Here is a 19,407-nt window from a genome sequence, read left to right as displayed (position 1 = left end):
TTGGCGGATCAACTGGCGTGCAACGGGGACGAATCCAGAGGTGAAATGTGCGTGCTGCGATGCAACACAACAAAATCTACCAGCGAAGATCGCGGATGACAACCGCCCTGCCCATCCCTGCGCGCTGACCGCACCGAATAGGCCGGTCACCAAGTCGACCCCACGCCACGCGTGTTCGCCTATACTGCCCGCAGACGTTTGCGCAACGCAGCATCTACCCGCACCAGGATGCTGGCTCGCCACCCTTCCCGTTACGGAATCCTGCCATGTCGATCCCATCGTCCACGGACAAGTACGCCCTGCTCCTCGCACGCTGCGCGGACCAGCCGCCGATTCCCACCGCCGTCGCGCACCCCTGCGATCACTCCTCGCTCGACGGCGCCCTGGAAGCGGCCCGACTCGGCCTTATCGTGCCCTTGCTCGTAGGACCCGCCGCACGCATCCGGCAGGTGGCCGAAGCACACGGGCTGGAACTGGGCAACACCCCCATCATCGACGCGCCACACAGCCATGCCTCCGCCGAAGCCGCCGTGGAGGCCGTGCGCTCGGGCCAGGCCGAACTGCTGATGAAGGGCAGCCTGCACAGCGACGAACTACTGCACGCCGTGACGCGCAGCACCAGCGGCCTGCGCACCGCGCGGCGTCTGTCGCATGTCTTTGCGATGGACGTGCCGAGCTATCACAAGCCACTGTTCATCACCGACGCCGCCGTCAATATCTTTCCCACGCTCAACGACAAGGCCGATATCGTGCGCAACGCCATCGACCTCGTTCGCGTGCTGGGCATCGAGCGCCCCAAGGTGGCCATCCTCTCGGCCGTGGAAACGGTGACCGACAAGATTCCCTCGACCATCGATGCCGCCGCGTTATGCATGATGAGCCTGCGCGGCCAGATCGAAGGCGGCATTCTCGATGGCCCGCTGGCCTTCGACAACGCCATCAGCAAGGCAGCCGCCGAGACCAAGGGCATCCAATCCGAAGTGGCCGGTGACCCCGACATCCTGCTGGTACCCGACCTCGAAGCCGGCAACATGCTGGCCAAGCAGTTGACCTTCCTGGCAGGTGCCGAAGCCGCCGGCATCGTGCTGGGCGCGCGCGTGCCCATCATCCTGACCAGCCGTGCCGATAGCGTGCGCGCGCGTATCGGCAGTTGCGCAATTGCCGTGTTGCTGGCCCATGCGCGCCGCGTCATGGACGCCGCAGTCAAAGTCTGACTTCCGCGAGAATCCGCAAGCATCCGCATCAAGGAGCGAGCATGAGTACCGCACCACCCGTGCAACCCGTCCATCCGGTCATCCTGGTCGTCAACGCCGGATCCTCCAGTATCAAGATTTCTATCTATGTGGTACCCGACGCCGCGCACGACAATGTGGATGTACAACCCACGCTGGCCGCGCACGGGCAGATCGAAGGCATTGGCGTGAAGCCTCACCTCATCGCGCGCATGGCCGATGGGCGCGTGGTGGCCGAAGAGCATTTCCCGGTGGAGCAGGTAGCCGACCACAACGCCGCATTCCGGCTGATCCGCCTGACACTAAGCGTGGGATTGCGCGACTCTCCACCCGTGGCAATCGGACATCGCGTGGTGCATGGCGGCGTCCGCTACACCGATGCCGTGCGCATTGACGACGAAGTCATCGCCACGCTGGAGGAATTGGTGCCGCTTGCGCCGCTGCATCAGCCGCACAACCTGACCGCCATCCGCGCGATTCGTGGCGCAGCGCCCGAGCTGCTGCAGGTAGCCTGTTTCGATACCGCATTCCATGCGGGCCATGATCCGCTGGCGCAATTGATGGCGCTGCCGTACGAATACTACGAGCGCGGCGTGCGACGTTATGGCTTCCATGGCTTGTCGTATGCCTATATCGCGCGGCAGTTGCGGCAGGTGGCGCCCGAGATTGCGCGGGGCCGCGTTATCGTCGCGCATCTTGGCAATGGCGCCAGCCTCTGCGCAATGCACGACGGCAAGAGTGTGGAATCGACAATGGGCCTGACCGCACTCGACGGCATGCCGATGGGTACGCGCTGCGGATCGATCGATCCCGGTGCGGTCCTCTACCTCGCCGCGCAGGGCATGAGCGCCGAGGAGATCCAGTCGATGCTCTACGGCAAGTCCGGCCTGCTCGGCATCTCGGGCATCAGTAGCGACATGCGCGCACTGCTGGCCAGCGATGCGCCACGCGCGAAACTCGCGGTCGATTTCTACGCATACCGCGCCGCGCAGGAAATCGGCAAACTGGCCGTCACGCTGGGCGGTCTCGATGGGCTGGTTTTCACGGCTGGCGTCGGCGCCAACTCGCCAGAAGTGCGCGCGCGAATTTGCGAACACCTGGTGGATATCTTCGGCGTGAAGCTGGATGTTGCGGCCAACAACGAGAACCGTCAGCGTGTCAGCCGCGATACCAGCCGCATTCCCGTGCTGGTGGTGCCGACCGATGAGGAAGGGATGATTGCGCTTTCTACTGCGCGGTTGCTGCGGGAAGGTGTTGAGCGCTGACAAGCGGTAGTTCGCTCCCCTCTCCCGCGCAGTGGGAGAGGGGCTGGGGGAGAGGGCCGGAGGCTCTGCTTGCCGGCCACGTCGCGATTTGCACCGCTGGCCCTCTCCCCCGCCCCTCTCCCGCAAGCGGGAGAGGGGAGAAAACCATCGAAGAGAAAATTTCAGTCGAGATAGTGCCCGCGCAAGCGATCCAAATCGATCTTCAAATAATCGCCAACGAATCCTTCGATGCTGCCGTAGGTCTTGCCGATCGCATCCATCGATGCTTCCAGATACTCGGGCCGAACATCAAGCAAGGGCTTCATGACCTCGGCCGACACACCGTACTGGCCCACGCCGGCCAGGATCCTTTCATTGAGCCCGGCGTTCCAGTGGTTCGACTCCAGGTAGTTCGCCACGATATCGTCGTGCGCCACGCCGAGAACACCGAGCAATAACAGCGATGCAAAGCCCGTGCGGTCCTTGCCTGCGGTGCAGTGGTACAGGAGCGTCTTGCCGGCTTCCGCATGGCGCAGGAATGCACCGAACGCATCGCCATAGCGCACCGGAAAATCGCGATAGACATCGACCATGAATGCATGCATCTGCGCGGGCGAGCTGGCCTTCACGCGCGGCATCAGCACGTCCATCGACATCGTGCCATCCAGTACCGGCACAGCAAGCCACTGGAATCGCTGACCGAACACCGACTCTGCTGGCGACTTCTCTCCGGCCGAGCGGAAGTCCACCACGATGTCGAGTGCCAGCGCGTGCAGGCGGTCCAGATCGGCGGCGCAGGCCAATGCGGGATTGGCGCTGCGATACAGCTTGCCGTGTTTCACGCGACGTCCGGCCCGCGCAGCCAGCCCGCCAAGGTCGCGTGCGTTGGAGATGGTCTCCAGTTCCAGCCCCGGCCGCAGTGCGGCGATCACCTGGTTCATGGTTTGCGTCATCGCATGGTCGTTTTGATTGGTCATCTCGCCTTGAGCGGCTGAATAAGCCCGCATTCGAAATTGTTCAGCATCGGCGTCAATTCTTTCAGATCGAACGCCACGCGTACATCGTACGCGCGATGGCCGCCCGCGAACCGTTGCCAGACCTGCAATGCGGCGTTTCCCTTGACAACATCTGACTCTCCAGCGATTTGATTTAGCGCAAATTCGAGGGTGTGGCGTCCTTGGAACTCTATCAGCAGATTTCCATAATGGACGCATGTCGAACGCGGCGATCCTGCGTCGCGACGCGTTCGACAGGCTGATCCATATCAAGGGATTTCAAGATGCCTGATCCGCAACCCTCCCCCGCCGCACCTGGCGGCTCCACTGCTGCCGTGGCAGCACCGGCAGCACCGCAACTCCGTATCCACTGGCGCCTTTACCTCGCTGTCGCCGTACTGCTCGGCGTGCTCTGGATCGATACGCCCGAAGGGCTTCCGCTTGCGGGCCATCGCATGCTGGCCATCCTTGCATTTGCCGTGGTCGTCTGGATCACCGAGGCCGTGACCTACGAGACCAGCGCCATCATGATCACCTCGCTGATGGCGGGACTGATCGGCTTTGCACCGACGGTGGCCGACCCCAATACGATGTATGGCACGTCACGCGCGCTCGGCATGGCGCTGGCCGGATTCTCGAACACCGCACTGGCGCTGGTCGCCGCCGCACTGTTCATTTCCGCCGCCATGACGGTCACCGGACTCGATCGGCGCATCGCGCTGGTCACGCTGTCCGCCATCGGCACCAGTACGCGCCGCATCCTGCTCGGCACCATTGCCGTGACCATCATCCTGAGCCTGGTCGTGCCGAGCGCCACCGCGCGCAGCGCGTGTACCGTCCCGATCATGATGGGTGTGATCGCCGCGTTTGGCGTGGACAAGAAGTCGAACATCGCGGCCGGCATCATGATCATGGTGGCGATGGCCACCAGCGTGTGGAACGTCGGTATCCAGACCGCCGCCGCGCAGAACCTGCTGACGGCGGGCTTCATGGACAAGCTGCTTGGCGAGCGCGTGACCTGGCTGCAATGGCTGATCGCCGGCGCACCCTGGGCGCTCATCATGTCTGGCGTGCTGTATTTCCTGATCCGCTGGCTGCTCCCGCCCGAAACGGATGCGATTGCCGGCGGCAAGGAAGCCGTGCAGCGCGAACTCCACGCACTCGGCCCCATGACCGGTCCGCAGAAGCGGCTCGCGGCTGTGGCCATCGGCCTCCTGCTGTTCTGGGCCACCGAAGGCAAGCTGCACTCGATGGACACGGCCACTGTCACGTTCGTGGGCCTGGTGATCCTGATGATGCCGCGCATCGGCGTGATGGACTGGAAGACGATGCAGCAGCGCACGCCGTGGGGCACGCTGATCGTGTTCGGCGTAGGTATCAGCCTGGGCACCGCGCTGTTGACCACCGAGGCGGGGCAATGGCTCGGCAGGTTCGTGGTCACGCATACCGGCTTGGCCGAGCACGGCGCAATCATGGTCTTCGCGGTGCTTGCCGCGTTCCTGATCCTGATTCACCTGGGCTTTGCCAGCGCCACCGCGCTGACGGCCGCCATGATGCCGATCCTGATCTCGGTGCTGCAGACGCTGCCGCCCGGCATCAACCAGATGGGCATGACGATGCTGCTGGGCTTCACGGTGAGCTTCGGCTTCATCCTGCCGATCAATGCGCCGCAGAACATGGTCTGCCTGGGCACCGATACGTTCAACGGGCGGCAGTTCGCCAAGATCGGGATTCCGGTCACGATCATCGGCTACCTGCTGATGCTGCTGTTCGCAGCCACCTACTGGCGCTGGCTGGGATGGATGTGATGCTGCCCTGAGCGCCCTCTAACCTTTCAAGCCGCCCTCAATCATGAAGCTCTCGCTCGATAGCGCGCGTACCTTCGCGCGCCAACTCCTGACCGCACAGAATGTGCCCGAGGACATTGCTGACGATGTGGCCGAGCACCTGGTCGAGTCCGACCGGTGCGGCTACGTCAGCCACGGCCTGTCGATCCTTCCCAACTACCGCCGGGCGCTTGACGGCAACAACGTCAACGCCACCGGGCGCGCCGAGTGCGTGCTCGACCGCGACATGATGATGGTCTTCGACGGCCACGGCGGCTTCGGCCAGCACGTGGGCAAGGCCGTCATGCAGCAGGCCATCGAACGCGTGCGCCAGCATGGGCACTGCATCGTCACGCTGCGGAAGTCTCACCATCTTGGCCGCATGGGCCACTACGGCGAGATGGTGGCCGCGGCCGGATTCGTGCTGCTGAGTTTCACCAACGTGATCAACCGCCCGCCCGTGGTGGCGCCCTTCGGCGGCCGCGTGCCGCGCCTGACCACGAATCCCCTCTGCTTTGCAGGGCCGATGCCGAATGGCAGGCCGCCGCTGGTGGTGGATATCGCCACCAGCGCCATCGCCATCAACAAGGCCCGCGTGCTGGCCGAGAAGGGTGAGCCAGCGCCCGAGCACAGCATCATCGACGCCGATGGGAATCCGACGACAGACGCCTCGGTCATGTTCGGCGAACATCCCGGATCGCTGCTGCCGTTCGGGCAGCACAAGGGCTATGCACTGGGCGTGGTAGCCGAACTGCTGGCGGGCGTGCTGTCCGGTGGCGGCACCATCCAGCCGGAGAATCCGCGCGGAGGGGTGGCCACCAACAACATGTTCGCGCTGCTGCTCAATCCGGAATTCGATCTTGGTCTCAATTGGGAGCGAGGCGAGGTCGAGGCGTTTATCCAGTACCTGCACGACACGCCCACTGCACCGGGCTGCGATCAGGTGCAGTATCCCGGCGAGTATGAAGCCGCCAATCGCGCGCTGACGACCACGCATCTCGATATCAATCCGAATATCTGGCGGAATCTGGAGACGTTGGCGGGGGAATTGGGGGTGGAGGTGCCGAAGGGGTAACCGAGAGCGCTTGATATGCCTGTGGTGTGCTCCCCTCTCCCATGCAATGGGAGAGGGGCTGGGGGTGAGGGCTGGAGGGTCTGCTTGCCGGCCGTGTCGCAATTTTTGCGGCTGGCCCTCTCCCCCGCCCCTCTCCCGCGTAGCGGGAGAGGGGAGTAAACCGGAAGGCAGCCATGAGGCAATGGCACAATACGCGCCATGCAACGTCTCTGGTCTGTCTTCGTCAAGCTGGTGCTGCTCGCCCTCGTGGGTGGCGCGCTGCTGATTGCGTTTGCCGTGCTGATGGCCAGCCGGCAACTTCCTTCGCTCGATGCGCTCACGGCGTTCCGGCAGTCGCCGGGCTACGTCAGGCTCGCTGACTTCCCGCACACCTTGCCCGAGGCCGTTGTTGCCATCGAGGACGATCGCTTCTATCTGCACGACGGCGTCGACTATGTGGGCGTGATGCGTGCCGGCGTCGCCAATCTTTCCGACGAGCTGTCGCAGGGCGCATCGACCATCACGATGCAGGTGGCGCGCAATTTCTTCCTGTCGCGCAAGAAGACGTACACGCGCAAGCTCTACGAGATCCTGCTTGCGTACCGGATCGAGAATGCGTTGAGCAAGGACGAGATCCTTGAGCTATACCTGAACAAGATCTACCTGGGCCAGGGCGCGTATGGTTTCGGGGAAGCTGCCGATACCTATTTCGGCAAATCCGTCGGGCAACTGACGCTGGCCGAATGCGCGATGCTGGCCGGTCTGCCGAAGGCACCTTCGGCCAACAACCCTGTGGTCAACCCGCGCCGCGCACGGCAACGGCAGGCGTATATCCTGCTGCGCATGAAGGACCTCGGACGCATTACGGGTGCCCAATACGACGCTGCGCTGCTGGAGCCGCTCCGGTTGAAGTAAGCCGCAACCGGCACCCGTGTCAGCCGCCGCCCGACGGCGGCCGTGCATCCTGCGTGATAGCCTCACCTCACCACCGGCGCACGCCGGGACGCGCATAACGAGGCGGCCATGGATGGAATCTGGGGCGAGGTATATAGCACGCTGCGGGCGGAGTTCGCGGACGTGAACAATGTCAGCGAACTCACGAAGATCCTGGTCAGGCTGACGCTGGCCTGCCTGCTCGGCGGCCTGATCGGCTGGGAACGCGAGTCGGCGGGCAAGGCAGCGGGCCTGCGCACACACATGCTCGTGGCGATGGGCGCGGCACTGTTCGTACTGGTGCCGTTATTGGCAGGCACCCCGCTGGCGGACATGAGCCGCGTACTGCAGGGCCTGATCGCCGGCATCGGCTTTCTGGGCGCGGGTGCCATCATCAAGCACACCGACGAGAAAGAGATTCGCGGCCTGACTACGGCAGCGAGCATCTGGACCGTGGCGGCCATCGGCGTGGCCTGCGGCCTGGGCCGGGAATCGACAGCCGTGATCGCCACGCTGTTCGGCCTGGCGATCCTGCAACTGCTCTTTCGCATGGAGAAGCGCGCGTCGTAACGCACCCGCGCGTCAACGCCATGCCATGCCTCGCGCCTCAGGCAGCGGCGCGCAGTGTCACCTCGAACTTGTCGCGATGACGTGCCACGGCTTCGATCACGATGGGGTCGACCCCTTCCCCGCCCGCGTCCACATGCGTCAGGAACGCGCGCTTCATGCGTGGTTCCCAGAATTTTTTTACATGGTTGGCGATGTCGGCCAGCGCCTCGTCATGGTCGGGCATGGCTTCGAAGAAGCTGCCGATCTGGTTGGCCATCTTGACCAGGTTTTCGATATGCATTGCCGGACCCTATGCCATATGTAGTCGTTGGGGATGCGTATAGACGACGAGGCTGCCGCCCCGCACGAACCCGGCCAGCGTGATGCCCGCACTATCAGCCAGCCGCACCGCCATCGCGGTAGGCCCTGACACCGCAGCCAGCACGCCCGCACCGATGGCCGCCGTCTTCTGCACCATTTCATAACTCGCGCGGCTCGTGACGATGACCGCCCCGTGCGCGATATCTTCCTGCCCGCCACGCGACAACGCGCCCGCCAGCTTGTCGAGCGCGTTGTGGCGGCCTACATCCTCGCGCACCAGCGCCAGCTCGCCATCGGCACGCATCCAGCCCGCCGCGTGCGTGGCACCGGTATCGCGCAACAACGCCTGCCGCTTGTGCAACGCCGCGAACGCATGCTCGAACACCGCCGGATCGAAGACCGCCGCGCTCTGCACCGGCTGCGGCACGCGCATCACTTCGTCGAGCGATTCGGTGCCGCACAGTCCGCAGCCCGTGCGGCCCGCCATCGCACGGCGACGCCCTTTCAGCGCGACGAATGCACCCGTGGCGATATCGAGCCTGACCGTGATGCCCTGCTCGCTGGTCTCCACGTCGATGCCGTAGATATCGCCGGCACGTTCCACGATGCCTTCGCTGAGACTGAAGCCGATTGCGAAGTCTTCGAGATCGGCCGGCGTCGCCAGCATCACCGCGTGCGAGATGCCGTTGAACTCCAGCGCGACCGGCACCTCTTCGGCCAGGTGGTCCACTTCCGTGCCCGCCTTGCCATGCCGCCAGCGGCGCACCTCGAAGGTGCGCTGCGCGGGCATTTCTGCGGTGCCGGCGGCGCTGTCGGGTGACGGCACATCACGCTTCATCGCGTTGCGCTCCCCTGATCAACCGGCCGGCGCCGTTTCACCGGCCGCACGCAGGTGGGCCAGTTGCTCCTCATTGAATGCCTGGTAGTTGCGCTGCCATGTGGAAGGCTGCGCGACCGGCATCACCTGTACCGCCGTCACCTTGTATTCGGGGCAGTTGGTGGCCCAGTCAGAGTTGTCGGTGGTGATCACGTTGGCGCCCGACTCCGGGAAGTGGAATGTCGTGTAGACCACGCCCGGCTGCATCCGGCTGCTGACGATGGCACGCAGCACCGTCTCGCCCGCGCGGCTCTGCACGCCGACCCAGTCGCCGTCCTTGATGCCACGTTCCTCGGCATCGTGCGGATGAATCTCCAGCCGGTCCTCGTCGTGCCAGTGCACATTCTCCGTACGCCGCGTCTGCGCGCCCACGTTGTACTGCGACAAGATGCGACCAGTGGTCAGGATCAGCGGGAACTTGCGATTCACCTTCTCGTCGGTGGCCACGTACTTGGTGATGATGAACTTGCCCTTGCCCCGCACGAACGCATCGACGTGCATCGTCGGCGTGCCCTGCGGCGCTTCGGCATTGCACGGCCACTGGATGCTGCCGAGCTCTTCGAGCTTCTGGTAGCTCACGCCCGAGAACGTCGGCGTCAACGCCGCAATCTCGTCCATGATTTCCGACGGATGCTTGTAGTTCATCGGATAGCCCAGCGCATTCGACAGCAGGATCGTGGCTTCCCAGTCCGAGTAACCGGCCTGCGGCGGCATCACCTTGCGCACGCGCGAGATGCGGCGCTCCGCATTGGTGAACGTGCCGTCTTTCTCCAGGAACGACGAACCCGGCAGGAACACGTGTGCGTACTTGGCCGTCTCGTTCAGGAAGATGTCCTGCACGACGATGCATTCCATCGACGACAGTGCTTCGGAAACGTGCTGCGTGTTCGGGTCGGACTGGACGATGTCCTCGCCCTGGCAGTACAGGCCCTTGAACGTGCCGCCCAGCGCGGCTTCGAACATGTTGGGAATGCGCAGGCCCGGCTCCGGATTGATGTCCACGCCCCATGCCAATTCGAACTCGGCACGCACCGTGGAATCCGATACGTGGCGATAGCCCGGCAGCTCATGCGGGAACGAGCCGATATCGCACGAACCCTGCACGTTGTTCTGGCCACGCAGCGGGTTCACACCCACGCCTTCGCGGCCGATGTTGCCCGTGGCCATGGCGAGGTTGGCGATGCCCATCACCGTGGTGGAACCCTGCGCATGTTCGGTCACGCCCAGGCCGTAATAGATCGCCGCGTTACCGCCCGTGGCATAAAGACGTGCGGCACCGCGCAGCGTATCGGCAGGCACGCCGGTGACGGCTTCCATCGCTTCCGGCGAGTTCTCGGGCAGTGCCACGAAATCACGCCACTGCTGGAACGCGCGATCTTCGCAACGTTCGGCGATGAACTGTTCGGCCAGCAGCCCTTCGGTGACGATCACATGCGCCAGCGACGTGACCAGCGCCACGTTCGTACCCGGACGCAATTGCAGGTGATAGTCGGCGCGGACGTGCGGCGAATCCACCAGATCGATCTGGCGCGGATCGACGACGATCAGCTTGGCACCGGCACGCAGGCGGCGCTTCATGCGCGAGGCAAACACCGGGTGGCCGTCGCTCGGATTCGCACCGATCACCATGATCACATCGGCCTTGGCCACCGAGCGGAACGTCTGCGTACCCGCCGATTCACCCAGCGTGGTCTTCAGGCCGTAACCGGTCGGCGAATGGCAGACCCGTGCGCAGGTATCGACGTTGTTGTTGCCGAACGCGGCACGCACGAGCTTCTGCACGAGATAGCCTTCCTCGTTCGTGCAGCGCGACGACACGATGCCACCAATCGAATCCTGGCCATGCTGGGTCTGGATGCGGCGGAACTCCGAGGCCGCATAGTTGATGGCTTCTTCCCACGACACTTCGCGCCACGGATCGGTGATCTTCGCGCGAATCATCGGCTTGAGGATGCGGTCCTTGTGCGTGGCGTAGCCCCATGCAAAGCGGCCCTTCACGCAGGCGTGGCCTTCATTGGCGGCGCCGTCCTTGTACGGGACCATGCGCACCACTTCATTGCCCTTCATCTCGGCCTTGAACGTGCAACCCACGCCGCAGTAGGCACAGGTCGTGACCTTGCTGTGCGACGGCTGGCCCAGCTTGATCACCGACGTTTCGGTCAGCGTGGCCGTCGGGCATGCCTGCACGCAGGCGCCGCACGACACGCAATCCGATTCCATGAACGACTGGCTCGTGCCCGGCGATACACGCGAATCGAAGCCGCGTCCGCTGATGGTCAGTGCAAACGTGCCTTGCGTTTCCTCGCAGGCGCGTACGCAGCGATTGCAGACGATGCACTTGGACGCGTCATACGTGAAGTACGGATTGGACTCGTCCTTCTTCAGATGCGTGTGCGTGGCGATCGGTGCGGCACCGCCTGCACCATCGGCATAGCGCACTTCGCGCAGACCCACCACACCGGCCATGTCCTGCAGTTCGCAGTTGCCGTTGGTGGGGCACGTCAGGCAGTCCAGCGGGTGATCGGAGATATACAACTCCATCACGCCACGGCGCAGGTCGCCGAGCTTGCCGCTTTGCGTGCGCACCTTCATGCCGGCTTCCGCAGGCGTGGTGCACGATGCCGGATACCCGCGCCGGCCCTCGATTTCCACGAGGCACAGGCGGCATGAGCCGAACGGTTCCAGCGAGTCGGTGGCGCAGAGCTTGGGCACACCGATGCCGGCCTCTGCTGCGGCGCGCATCACGGAGGTGCCAGCGGGTACAGTGACGGCTACACCGTCGATCTCCAGCGTGACCAGTGTGTCGGTCTCGATGGCCGGAGTACCAAAGTCGAAATCGTCGCGTGCTTGCAAGGGACGTCTCCCGAAATACTGCTTGTGAGGATGCGCATCCCTGAGGGATACGTCAGTCTGTATGGTGCGTGGTCAGCCTAAGCCGCCTGCGCCGGCTTGGGTTGCAATCCAAAATCTTCCGGAAACTCGTTCAGCGCGGAGAGCACCGGGTACGGCGTCATGCCGCCCATGGCGCAGAGCGAGCCGCTCAGCATCGTGTCGCAGAGGTCGCGCACCAGCGCCACGTGCTTCACGGGCTGGTCGCCGGCCATGATGCGGTCGATGACTTCCACGCCGCGCGTCGATCCGATACGGCACGGGGTGCATTTGCCGCAGGACTCGATGGCGCAGAACTCCATCGCATACCGGGCCATCTTCGCCATGTCCACGGTCTCGTCGAACACGACGATGCCACCGTGACCGACCACCGCACCGAACGCTGCATAGGCCTCGTAATCGAGCGGCACATCGAAGCGCGATTCCGGCAGGTACGCACCCAGCGGGCCACCGACCTGCACGGCGCGGATGCTGCGGCCGCTACGCGTGCCACCGCCGAAGTCCATCAGCAGTTCACGCAACGTGATACCGAATGCCTTTTCCACAAGACCACCCTGGCGGATGTTGCCAGCCAGCTGGAACGGCAGCGTGCCGCGCGAACGGCCCATGCCGAAGTCCTTGTAGAACGTGGCACCACGGGAAAGGATGATCGGCACCGTGGCCAGCGAGATCACGTTATTGATGACCGTGGGCTGGCCGAACAAACCCTTGAGCGCCGGCAATGGCGGCTTGGCGCGTACCACGCCGCGCTTGCCTTCCAGGCTCTCCAGCAAGGCCGTTTCCTCGCCGCACACATAGGCACCTGCGCCCTTGCGCACTTCGAGATGGAACCGCTTGCCGGTGCCCCGGATGTTGTCACCGAGCCAGCCGGCCTGCATGGCCGTCTCGATGGCCGCTTCCGTCGCGGCAATCGCATGCGGGTACTCGGAACGCGTGTAGATGTAGCCCTGTTCGGCGCCAACGGCCAGGCCCGCAATCGTCATGCCTTCGATCAGCACGAACGGATCGTCCTCCATGACCATGCGGTCCGAGAACGTGCCCGAGTCGCCTTCGTCGGCATTGCAGACGATGTACTTGACCGGCGACTGCGCGCCCAGCACCGTCTTCCACTTGATGCCAGTGGGGAACGCCGCGCCGCCGCGACCGCGCAGGCCGGAGTCGAGCACTTCCTGCACGACCTGCTCGGGCGACATCGACAATGCGCGGGTCAATCCCGCAAAGCCTTCATGCCCGATGTAGTCATCGATCGACAGCGGATCGGTGATGCCCATCCGTGCAAAGGTCAGTCGCTCCTGATTCTTCAGGAACGGGATCTCGTCGGTCAGGCCGTGTGCCAATGCGTGCTGGCCGCCTTTGAGGAATCCCGCATCGAACAGCGCCGGCACATCATCCTCGGTGACCGGGCCATAGGCCACGCGGCCCGCGTCGGTCTGTACTTCGACCAGCGGTTCGAGCCAGAACATGCCGCGCGAGCCGTTGCGGACGATGCGTACCTCGGCACCGCGCTGTGCGGCTTCGCGTGCGATGGCCTGCGCCACTTCGTCGGCATCCAGCGCCAGCGCGGTGGAGTCGCGCGGCACGAAGATCGTGATCGGGTTCGTGCTCATGCGCGTACCTCCTCGTCTTCGCGTACTGCGTCGATCAGGCGATCGAAGCGTCGGGCATCGACCCGCCCATGCACCCGCTCACCGATCATCATCGCCGGGCCGGTTGCGCATTGGCCCAGGCAGTAGACCGGTTCGAGCGTGAACTGGCCGTCAGCGGTGGTCTCGTGGAAATCGCAGCCGAGCGACTGGCAGGCATGCGCGGCCAGACCATCGGCACCGACCGACTGGCATGCCTCGGCGCGGCACACCTGTACGACGTGGCGTCCGGCGGGCTGCTCGCGGAAGTGGTGATAGAACGTGATCACGCCATGCACCTCGGCGCGCGAGAGGTTCAGCGCCTTTGCGATGACGGGCACCGCGCTGGCGGGAATGAAACCCTGGCTGTCCTGGATGTCATGCAGGATCGGCAGCAATGCACCGGGCATGTCGCGCCGCGCCTCGACGATGCGCGCAATGGCGTCGCTGGCCGCAATCGTCGAGTTCGCTGCGTGGGCCGCGGCGGCATCGTCGCTGCCGGCTGCCGCCTGGGGAATGGCGTTTTCTGGCATCTTGTCTCCTGTTTCTTGTCGGCCCCGATATCGGCTTTTTTATTCATATTCGGGATCACCGCAGCGGGCTTTTTATCCGCTTTATGCGACTATAGGACCGTGTTTTGCCCCATTCAATATGCTATTTTCCGCATATGCTACGTATCTCGATCCTTCCCCACCTGCAGATCCGCGACGACACCGCCCTGGCGCCCGCGCCAGCGCTGGATGTGTCACGCCTGGTCGCCCTGCTGAGCCTTATCGAATCCACCGGCAACATTGCGCAATCGGCAGAAGCCATGACGTTGTCTTATCGCTACGCCTGGGGAATCCTGCGTGACGCGGAGACGCTTTTTGGCGGCGCGCTCATTGCCAAGACCCGGGGACGGGGATCGACGCTGACGCCGATGGCGCAACAACTCGTGTGGGCCAGCAAGCGCATTGCAGCGCGCCTCACGCCTACGCTCGACAGCCTGGCCTCCGAGCTGGAGATCGAACTCAAGAAGCTGATGGCAGCCTCAGACCCCGCCGTGCGCATTCACGCCAGCCACGGTTTCGCGGTTGCTGCACTGCGGGATTTTCTCGACGAGCAGAAGGTGCGGCACGACCTGAAGTACTGCGGCAGTCTGGAAGCCGCAGCCGCGCTGGCCGAAGGCGCCTGCGACGTGGCGGGGTTTCACGTACCGATCGGGGAATTCGAGGAAGAGACGCTGCGCGGCTTCACGCGCTGGCTGCAACCGGACAAGCATTGCCTGATCCATCTCGCCACCCGCCAGCAAGGGTTGTTCGTGCGTCCCGGCAATCCGCTCGGCGTTACGTCGCTCGAAGACCTCACGCGCGCGGACGTGCGCTTTGTGAATCGCCAACTGGGTTCGGGCACGCGACTGCTGCTGGATCTGATGCTGGCGCGGCGCGGCATCGACACCAGCCGCATCGAAGGTTTCAGCAACGGGGAATTCACCCATGCAGCGGTGGCCGCCTATATCGGCAGCGGCATGGCCGACGTGGGCTTCGGCGTGGAAACCGCCGCCCGCCGTTTCGGTCTGGAGTTCGTGCCCGTGCTGCAGGAACGCTACTTCTTTGCCCTGCAGAAGGAGGCGCTGCACAGCCCCGCCATGCAAGGCGCGGTCAGCGCCATGAAAAGCGCGACCTTCCGCGAACGCGTCAACGCGCTACCGGGCTACAACGGCGCGCTGACGGGCCTGGTGCAGACGTTCGCGGCAGCGTTTCCCGGGGTGGATTTGTAAGGCAGGGCAAGCACGCAACGTGTGCGCTTGTCCTGCCATCACAATCCCATCAATACACCACCACCGACAACGTCACGCCGGCCGGTACGCGCACCTTGTCGCTATACACGCCGTTGGCATCGCTACGCGGGGCAATGTAGCTGCCGAGGCCCAGCAGGGAGGCGGGCGCCGTGGCGGGGAGTTTGCGCAGCGTGGTGTACTTGCTGGCCGATGGGTCTATCGCGGGCAGCGTGAATGTGCCGTCGGTCCAGGCGGGATAGCCGTAGTCAAGCGGGGTGCGGGCGGCGGGCATGCTGCTGTTGGTCGTCGCGCGCCAGTTCACGAATGCCCTGTCGAACGTCCAGCCCGCATGGACGGCGATGGCATCGGACAGTACCTGCTTCGAACCCACGGTCTTGCGGGTCAGCAGGTCGCGGAGGAACGCCACGCCGAGCTGGCGGTTCAGGAAGCCGCCGAAGCTGCCGGACACCGCATAGCTTTCGCAGGTCACACCGAAGCCGGTGAAATCGAGCAGATTGCAGTTGTAGTCGCTGTAGCGGTAATAATCAGGCAGGCGCACATCCCCAATGGGGCTGTAGCCGGATACGATGATGCCGCTCAGGAAGTCTTCCATCTGCATAGCCGTCATCTCTTCCAGCCACGCGTCGTATGCGTACTCGGCACCCATGGTGACCTGGCGACGGTAGAAGTTCTGCATGTGCGTGCCTTCATGCGCCATCGTGGTCTTGATCGACTGCATGCCTGCCGCCGCGCCCAGCGACAACGTTTCGCTATCCAGATACAGCGAAATCGCTTCGTTGCTGTTGGCTTCCTTGGTCTTCAGGAAGTTGTGCACGCCCCAGAAATAGCCGACCGTGCCATACGGCTTGGCGTCGTGATTGAAGTTCAGCACCACGATGTCGATGGGCCGGCCAGAGGGCAGCAGCGTACCGCTGAAGTTGTTGGCACCCCAGACCGCGCCGCCCACCTGGACCAGCCGATCGTAAAGCAGGCCCGGTCCGGCAAACGTGGTGGCGAGATCGAGCACCATCGTATCGGTCACGGCACTTGCCTCGGCCACTTCCACCCAGACGTTGACCGTGGTGCCGTCGCTGGCCGTCACCTGTTTGCGCAGCGTGGCCGGACGCGACGTGCCATCGGTGTGATACCAGCTACGCGTGGCGCCTTCCGTCATGCCCTGGGTGCCGAGCGATGCCGCCAACGGTGCCGGCGCAGCCAGCGTGTTCTTCATGGCGCCCGATGCAGGCGCGCTCTGGGCCCAGCCTGCGCGATTGAATTCGCGGATCGCACGCTGCGCGGTTTCCTCGGTCGATTGGACGCTGAGCGACTGTGGCGAGATCATCTCGGCCGCTACCTGCGACGAGAGACCGGTGGGCATGGCCACGGCAGCCGCGCCCAGGTTGGTCAGTTGCATGGCAATGGTCTTGCCGGCCACGCCAGTGATCGAATACTGCACGTCCACGGCGTTGGCCGTGGCATTGGGATAGCCCCAGGTGCCGACACTGGTGCCGGCATAGGCGCCGCTGGTAGCCGCACCGCAACCCGAGCACGTCTGCGAGAGACCCGAGACCAGTTGCGGTGCATCCGATGTCGTGACGGGCGCTGCCGCAGCCTGGGCCGTGGCGGCTTGGGCGCTATCGTCGCCACCGCCACCACCGCAGGCAGTCAGTAGCAGGGCGGCGGCAGCGGCCAGGCCGCGCAGAGCGTGGGGAGCAGGGAAGCGCGCTCCGGGGCGCGGGGACGAACGACGCATCGAGGAACTCCAGAAACATGTGCGAACTCCGGAATGTCCCGGAGCGGTCTCTCAATAACGACGCGTGAAGCTCTTTTTTGAGCATCGATTGCGTCGTGCGGACCATGTTTCGTCCCTACGATCGTTTCAATCTGTTGTCATCCGCACCCAGCGCGGCCGGGGAATACCGGGTGTCAGTACACCTCGGGAATGACCATCTCCGACGGCACGGGCAGACGCGTGTAGTCGGCGTGGCGCTCGCGATCCGGCAGCACGATGGTGGCCGCTGACGGCTCCACGTACGGCATCTGCTGCAGCAGGTGATGGATGCAGTTGAGCCGTGCGCGCTTCTTGTCCACCGCCTGCACCACCCACCAAGGCGCCTCGGCAATATGCGTGCGCTCGAGCATGATTTCCTTGGCACGCGTGTAGTCTTCCCAGCGGCGGCGCGACTCCAGGTCCATCGGGCTCAGCTTCCACTGCTTCAGCGGATCGTGGATGCGGCTCAGGAAGCGCAGGTGCTGCTCGTCGTCGGTGATCGAGAACCAATACTTGATCACCTGGATGCCCGAGCGCACCAGCATGCGTTCGAACTCCGGCACCGAGCGGAAGAACTCCTCGTACTGGTCATCGGTACAGAAGCCCATCACGCGTTCCACGCCGGCGCGGTTGTACCAGCTACGGTCGAACAGCACCATCTCGCCAGCGGCAGGCAGATGCGAGACATAGCGCTGGAAATACCACTGCGTGCGTTCGCGGTCATTGGGCGCCGGCAGCGCGGCCACGCGGCAGACGCGCGGGTTCAGGCGCTGCGTGATGCGCTTGATGACACCACCCTTGCCCGCCGCATCGCGTCCTTCGAAGAGGATCACGACCTTGTGGCCCGTGGCCACCACCCAGCTCTGCAGCTTGACCAGTTCGCCCTGCAGGCGGAACAGTTCGCGGAAGTACATGTGGCGCTCGGCACGCTCGGCCTCATCGCCATTGAGATTGCTGTTGTCGCCGGGGCCGCCAATGTCTCCGGACAATACCCGCTGCACCAGCATGGGATCGCGGTCCTCGAGTTCAAGCTCGAGTTCCTCGTCGTAATAGTCCGCCACCTCGCGGTGAATGCGCTGGATCAGCGTTTCGTCGTTGTAATCCATGGATATCCTCCGTCACCCGCGCCCGAACGGACGCATGGCTCACGCCAACCATGCTACGCCTGCGAGATGGCAAATAGGTGACTTGTCATAAATGTCACGCATGGCTGCCCGATCACTCGCCCGATCGTTCCGATTGCTACTGGCTCTGCTGCTTCCTGAACGCCCACCGTCCGGCCAGCGCGGTAAAGCTGGCAACCAGTGCCACCAGTACCCAGAAGCCGTGGGGATGTTCCGCAAGCGGAATCCCGCCCACGTTCATGCCGAAGAAACCGGCCACGATATTGATGGGCAGCGCCAGCACCGTGACCATCGTCAGGGTGAACAGTGTGCGGTTGGTCTGCTCGTTCAGCTTGGCGGCGATTTCTTCCTGCAGCAGCTTGATCCGCTCCACCAGCGCCGCCAGATCGCTCAGCACCAGCGAGAACTCTTCGGTGGATTCGCGCAACTCCTGCAGATCGGTTTCCTGCAGCCACGCGGGCGGACGGTTCAGCAGGCGGAACAGCGCGCCCGGTTCCGGCGCCAGCAGCCGCTGCAACCGCACCAGGCCACGCCGCATGGCGCCGACATCCGTGCGGTTCGAGCGAAGCCGCTGCGCCAGCAACTGGTCTTCGATCTGGTCGACGTTGACGCCGGTCTCGCGCACGATCTGCACCAGCACATCGGCCTGATCGCGCAGCAGATGCACGACCAGATCCAGCGGGGAGCGGAACGCTTCGCCACGCCGCACGGCTGCGCGCAGGCGATCCACGGATCGCAGCGGCCGGGCACGCGCGGTGACCAGCAGCCGGTGATCGGCGTGCGCCCAGAGCGTGGAGATATCGGTCGAGGTCACGCCGAAGTTGTAGATCACGTCGTTGACCACGGCCAGCAGCGCCGCATCCTGCCGCTCGATGCGCGTGGAGTGCGATCCCTGCCGCAGGGCCTCGAAGAAATCCTCGGGCAAGCCAAGCTGACTACGCATCCAACGTTCGCAGGCACTATGCGCGAGATTGAAGTGCAGCCAGACGAAGGGACGCGTCTGACCTTCCTGCGCCACCACAGCCGGGGCGTGCAGCCACGCGGCCGCCTCGCGCGAATCGATCTCGCGCACCGGCTCGCCCGGGACAAACAGGAAACCGCTGATCAGCCCGACCGGGTCGGATCCATAGCCGGCCTCGACAATGCCCGATTGCATGAACTCTCCTCTGACCTCTGTCCTGACATTTCTCACGCGCGACGTTAGCACGCCG

16 protein-coding genes are annotated in these 19,407 nt (G+C 64.2%); 7 read left to right on the top strand and 9 right to left on the bottom strand.

Features of this window, described 5'->3' with window-relative positions; all coding sequences use genetic code 11:
- Window positions 1-266: 266 nt before the first annotated feature.
- Both FFS21_RS22030 and FFS21_RS22025 read left to right on the top strand, forming a co-directional pair.
- Window positions 267-1,214: a phosphate acetyltransferase gene (locus FFS21_RS22030; protein ID WP_137926854.1), complete on the top strand. Its 948-nt coding sequence runs from the start codon at window positions 267-269 to the stop codon at window positions 1,212-1,214.
- A 41-nt stretch (window positions 1,215-1,255) separates the two neighbouring features.
- The gene (locus FFS21_RS22025) at window positions 1,256-2,497 is read left to right on the top strand and encodes an acetate/propionate family kinase (protein ID WP_249359551.1); all 1,242 of its coding nucleotides are present in this window, start codon (window positions 1,256-1,258) and stop codon (window positions 2,495-2,497) included.
- Between the two features lie 161 nt (window positions 2,498-2,658).
- Here the strand turns inward: FFS21_RS22025 and FFS21_RS22020 are convergent, their stop codons facing one another.
- Window positions 2,659-3,429 (bottom strand): tyrosine-protein phosphatase, encoded by a 771-nt coding sequence (locus FFS21_RS22020; protein ID WP_249359552.1) that lies wholly within the window; start codon window positions 3,427-3,429, stop codon window positions 2,659-2,661.
- A gap of 326 nt (window positions 3,430-3,755) precedes the next feature.
- Between FFS21_RS22020 and FFS21_RS22015 the strand changes: the two genes are divergently transcribed.
- From FFS21_RS22015 to FFS21_RS22000, 4 genes are all read left to right on the top strand, one after another.
- Window positions 3,756-5,279, top strand: a complete 1,524-nt coding sequence (locus FFS21_RS22015) for a DASS family sodium-coupled anion symporter (protein ID WP_137926852.1) — start codon at window positions 3,756-3,758, stop codon at window positions 5,277-5,279.
- A 43-nt stretch (window positions 5,280-5,322) separates the two neighbouring features.
- A complete protein-coding gene (locus tag FFS21_RS22010) occupies window positions 5,323-6,372 on the top strand; it encodes an Ldh family oxidoreductase (protein ID WP_137926851.1) in 1,050 nt (349 codons plus the stop codon).
- 198 nt (window positions 6,373-6,570) lie between these two features.
- A complete protein-coding gene (locus FFS21_RS22005) occupies window positions 6,571-7,266 on the top strand; it encodes a transglycosylase domain-containing protein (protein WP_137926850.1) in 696 nt (231 codons plus the stop codon).
- Window positions 7,267-7,374: 108 nt separating this feature from the next.
- Entirely contained in the window at window positions 7,375-7,854 is a 480-nt protein-coding gene (locus tag FFS21_RS22000; RefSeq protein ID WP_137926849.1) for an MgtC/SapB family protein, read from the top strand.
- A 37-nt stretch (window positions 7,855-7,891) separates the two neighbouring features.
- Here the strand turns inward: FFS21_RS22000 and FFS21_RS21995 are convergent, their stop codons facing one another.
- The 5 genes from FFS21_RS21995 to FFS21_RS21975 form a co-directional block, all read right to left on the bottom strand.
- Window positions 7,892-8,134: a formate dehydrogenase subunit delta gene (locus tag FFS21_RS21995; protein ID WP_137926848.1), complete on the bottom strand. Its 243-nt coding sequence runs from the start codon at window positions 8,132-8,134 to the stop codon at window positions 7,892-7,894.
- Between the two features lie 9 nt (window positions 8,135-8,143).
- Window positions 8,144-8,992 carry a formate dehydrogenase accessory sulfurtransferase FdhD gene (gene fdhD, locus FFS21_RS21990; RefSeq protein WP_137926847.1) on the bottom strand — a complete coding sequence of 283 codons (849 nt, stop codon included), beginning with the start codon at window positions 8,990-8,992 and terminating at the stop codon, window positions 8,144-8,146.
- Window positions 8,993-9,010: 18 nt separating this feature from the next.
- Entirely contained in the window at window positions 9,011-11,884 is a 2,874-nt protein-coding gene (fdhF, locus tag FFS21_RS21985; RefSeq protein ID WP_137926846.1) for a formate dehydrogenase subunit alpha, read from the bottom strand.
- A 77-nt stretch (window positions 11,885-11,961) separates the two neighbouring features.
- Window positions 11,962-13,527 carry a formate dehydrogenase beta subunit gene (locus FFS21_RS21980; RefSeq protein WP_137926845.1) on the bottom strand — a complete coding sequence of 522 codons (1,566 nt, stop codon included), beginning with the start codon at window positions 13,525-13,527 and terminating at the stop codon, window positions 11,962-11,964.
- Window positions 13,524-14,075, bottom strand: coding sequence for a formate dehydrogenase subunit gamma (locus tag FFS21_RS21975; protein WP_137926844.1), 552 nt, complete (start codon window positions 14,073-14,075; stop codon window positions 13,524-13,526). The genes FFS21_RS21980 and FFS21_RS21975 overlap by 4 nt, the downstream gene beginning before the upstream one ends.
- Window positions 14,076-14,209: 134 nt before the next feature.
- Between FFS21_RS21975 and FFS21_RS21970 the strand changes: the two genes are divergently transcribed.
- Window positions 14,210-15,301 (top strand): substrate-binding domain-containing protein, encoded by a 1,092-nt coding sequence (locus FFS21_RS21970; RefSeq protein ID WP_137926843.1) that lies wholly within the window; start codon window positions 14,210-14,212, stop codon window positions 15,299-15,301.
- Window positions 15,302-15,350: 49 nt separating this feature from the next.
- Here the strand turns inward: FFS21_RS21970 and FFS21_RS21965 are convergent, their stop codons facing one another.
- The 3 genes from FFS21_RS21965 to FFS21_RS21955 form a co-directional block, all read right to left on the bottom strand.
- Complete coding sequence (locus tag FFS21_RS21965) at window positions 15,351-17,054, bottom strand: M30 family zinc metallopeptidase (RefSeq protein WP_137926842.1); 1,704 nt, start codon at window positions 17,052-17,054, stop codon at window positions 15,351-15,353.
- 173 nt (window positions 17,055-17,227) lie between these two features.
- On the bottom strand, window positions 17,228-18,178 hold the full coding sequence (gene ppk2, locus FFS21_RS21960; protein WP_137926841.1) for a polyphosphate kinase 2: 951 nt from the start codon (window positions 18,176-18,178) through the stop codon (window positions 17,228-17,230).
- Window positions 18,179-18,314: 136 nt separating this feature from the next.
- Window positions 18,315-19,352 (bottom strand): transporter, encoded by a 1,038-nt coding sequence (locus FFS21_RS21955; protein ID WP_137926840.1) that lies wholly within the window; start codon window positions 19,350-19,352, stop codon window positions 18,315-18,317.
- Window positions 19,353-19,407: the final 55 nt, after the last annotated feature.

The sequence above is a fragment of the Cupriavidus sp. 2SB genome (assembly GCF_005503625.1).
In the GTDB taxonomy this organism is placed as follows: Bacteria; Pseudomonadota; Gammaproteobacteria; order Burkholderiales; family Burkholderiaceae; genus Cupriavidus.
This window is presented reverse-complemented; position numbering and strand designations above follow the sequence as displayed.

Excerpts from the sequence above, each read along its gene's own strand:
- FFS21_RS22025 (WP_249359551.1), top strand. The coding sequence starts at position 1,256 with ATGAGTACCGCACCACCCGTGCAACCCGTCCATCCGGTCATCCTGGTC.
- FFS21_RS22000 (WP_137926849.1), top strand. The coding sequence starts at position 7,375 with ATGGATGGAATCTGGGGCGAGGTATATAGCACGCTGCGGGCGGAGTTC.
- FFS21_RS22005 (WP_137926850.1), top strand. The coding sequence starts at position 6,571 with ATGCAACGTCTCTGGTCTGTCTTCGTCAAGCTGGTGCTGCTCGCCCTC.
- fdhD (WP_137926847.1), bottom strand. The coding sequence starts at position 8,992 with ATGAAGCGTGATGTGCCGTCACCCGACAGCGCCGCCGGCACCGCAGAA.
- FFS21_RS21995 (WP_137926848.1), bottom strand. The coding sequence starts at position 8,134 with ATGCATATCGAAAACCTGGTCAAGATGGCCAACCAGATCGGCAGCTTC.
- FFS21_RS22015 (WP_137926852.1), top strand. The coding sequence starts at position 3,756 with ATGCCTGATCCGCAACCCTCCCCCGCCGCACCTGGCGGCTCCACTGCT.
- FFS21_RS21980 (WP_137926845.1), bottom strand. The coding sequence starts at position 13,527 with ATGAGCACGAACCCGATCACGATCTTCGTGCCGCGCGACTCCACCGCG.
- FFS21_RS22030 (WP_137926854.1), top strand. The coding sequence starts at position 267 with ATGTCGATCCCATCGTCCACGGACAAGTACGCCCTGCTCCTCGCACGC.
- FFS21_RS21975 (WP_137926844.1), bottom strand. The coding sequence starts at position 14,075 with ATGCCAGAAAACGCCATTCCCCAGGCGGCAGCCGGCAGCGACGATGCC.
- FFS21_RS21955 (WP_137926840.1), bottom strand. The coding sequence starts at position 19,352 with ATGCAATCGGGCATTGTCGAGGCCGGCTATGGATCCGACCCGGTCGGG.
- FFS21_RS21965 (WP_137926842.1), bottom strand. The coding sequence starts at position 17,054 with ATGCGTCGTTCGTCCCCGCGCCCCGGAGCGCGCTTCCCTGCTCCCCAC.
- FFS21_RS21970 (WP_137926843.1), top strand. The coding sequence starts at position 14,210 with ATGCTACGTATCTCGATCCTTCCCCACCTGCAGATCCGCGACGACACC.
- FFS21_RS22020 (WP_249359552.1), bottom strand. The coding sequence starts at position 3,429 with ATGACGCAAACCATGAACCAGGTGATCGCCGCACTGCGGCCGGGGCTG.
- ppk2 (WP_137926841.1), bottom strand. The coding sequence starts at position 18,178 with ATGGATTACAACGACGAAACGCTGATCCAGCGCATTCACCGCGAGGTG.
- FFS21_RS22010 (WP_137926851.1), top strand. The coding sequence starts at position 5,323 with ATGAAGCTCTCGCTCGATAGCGCGCGTACCTTCGCGCGCCAACTCCTG.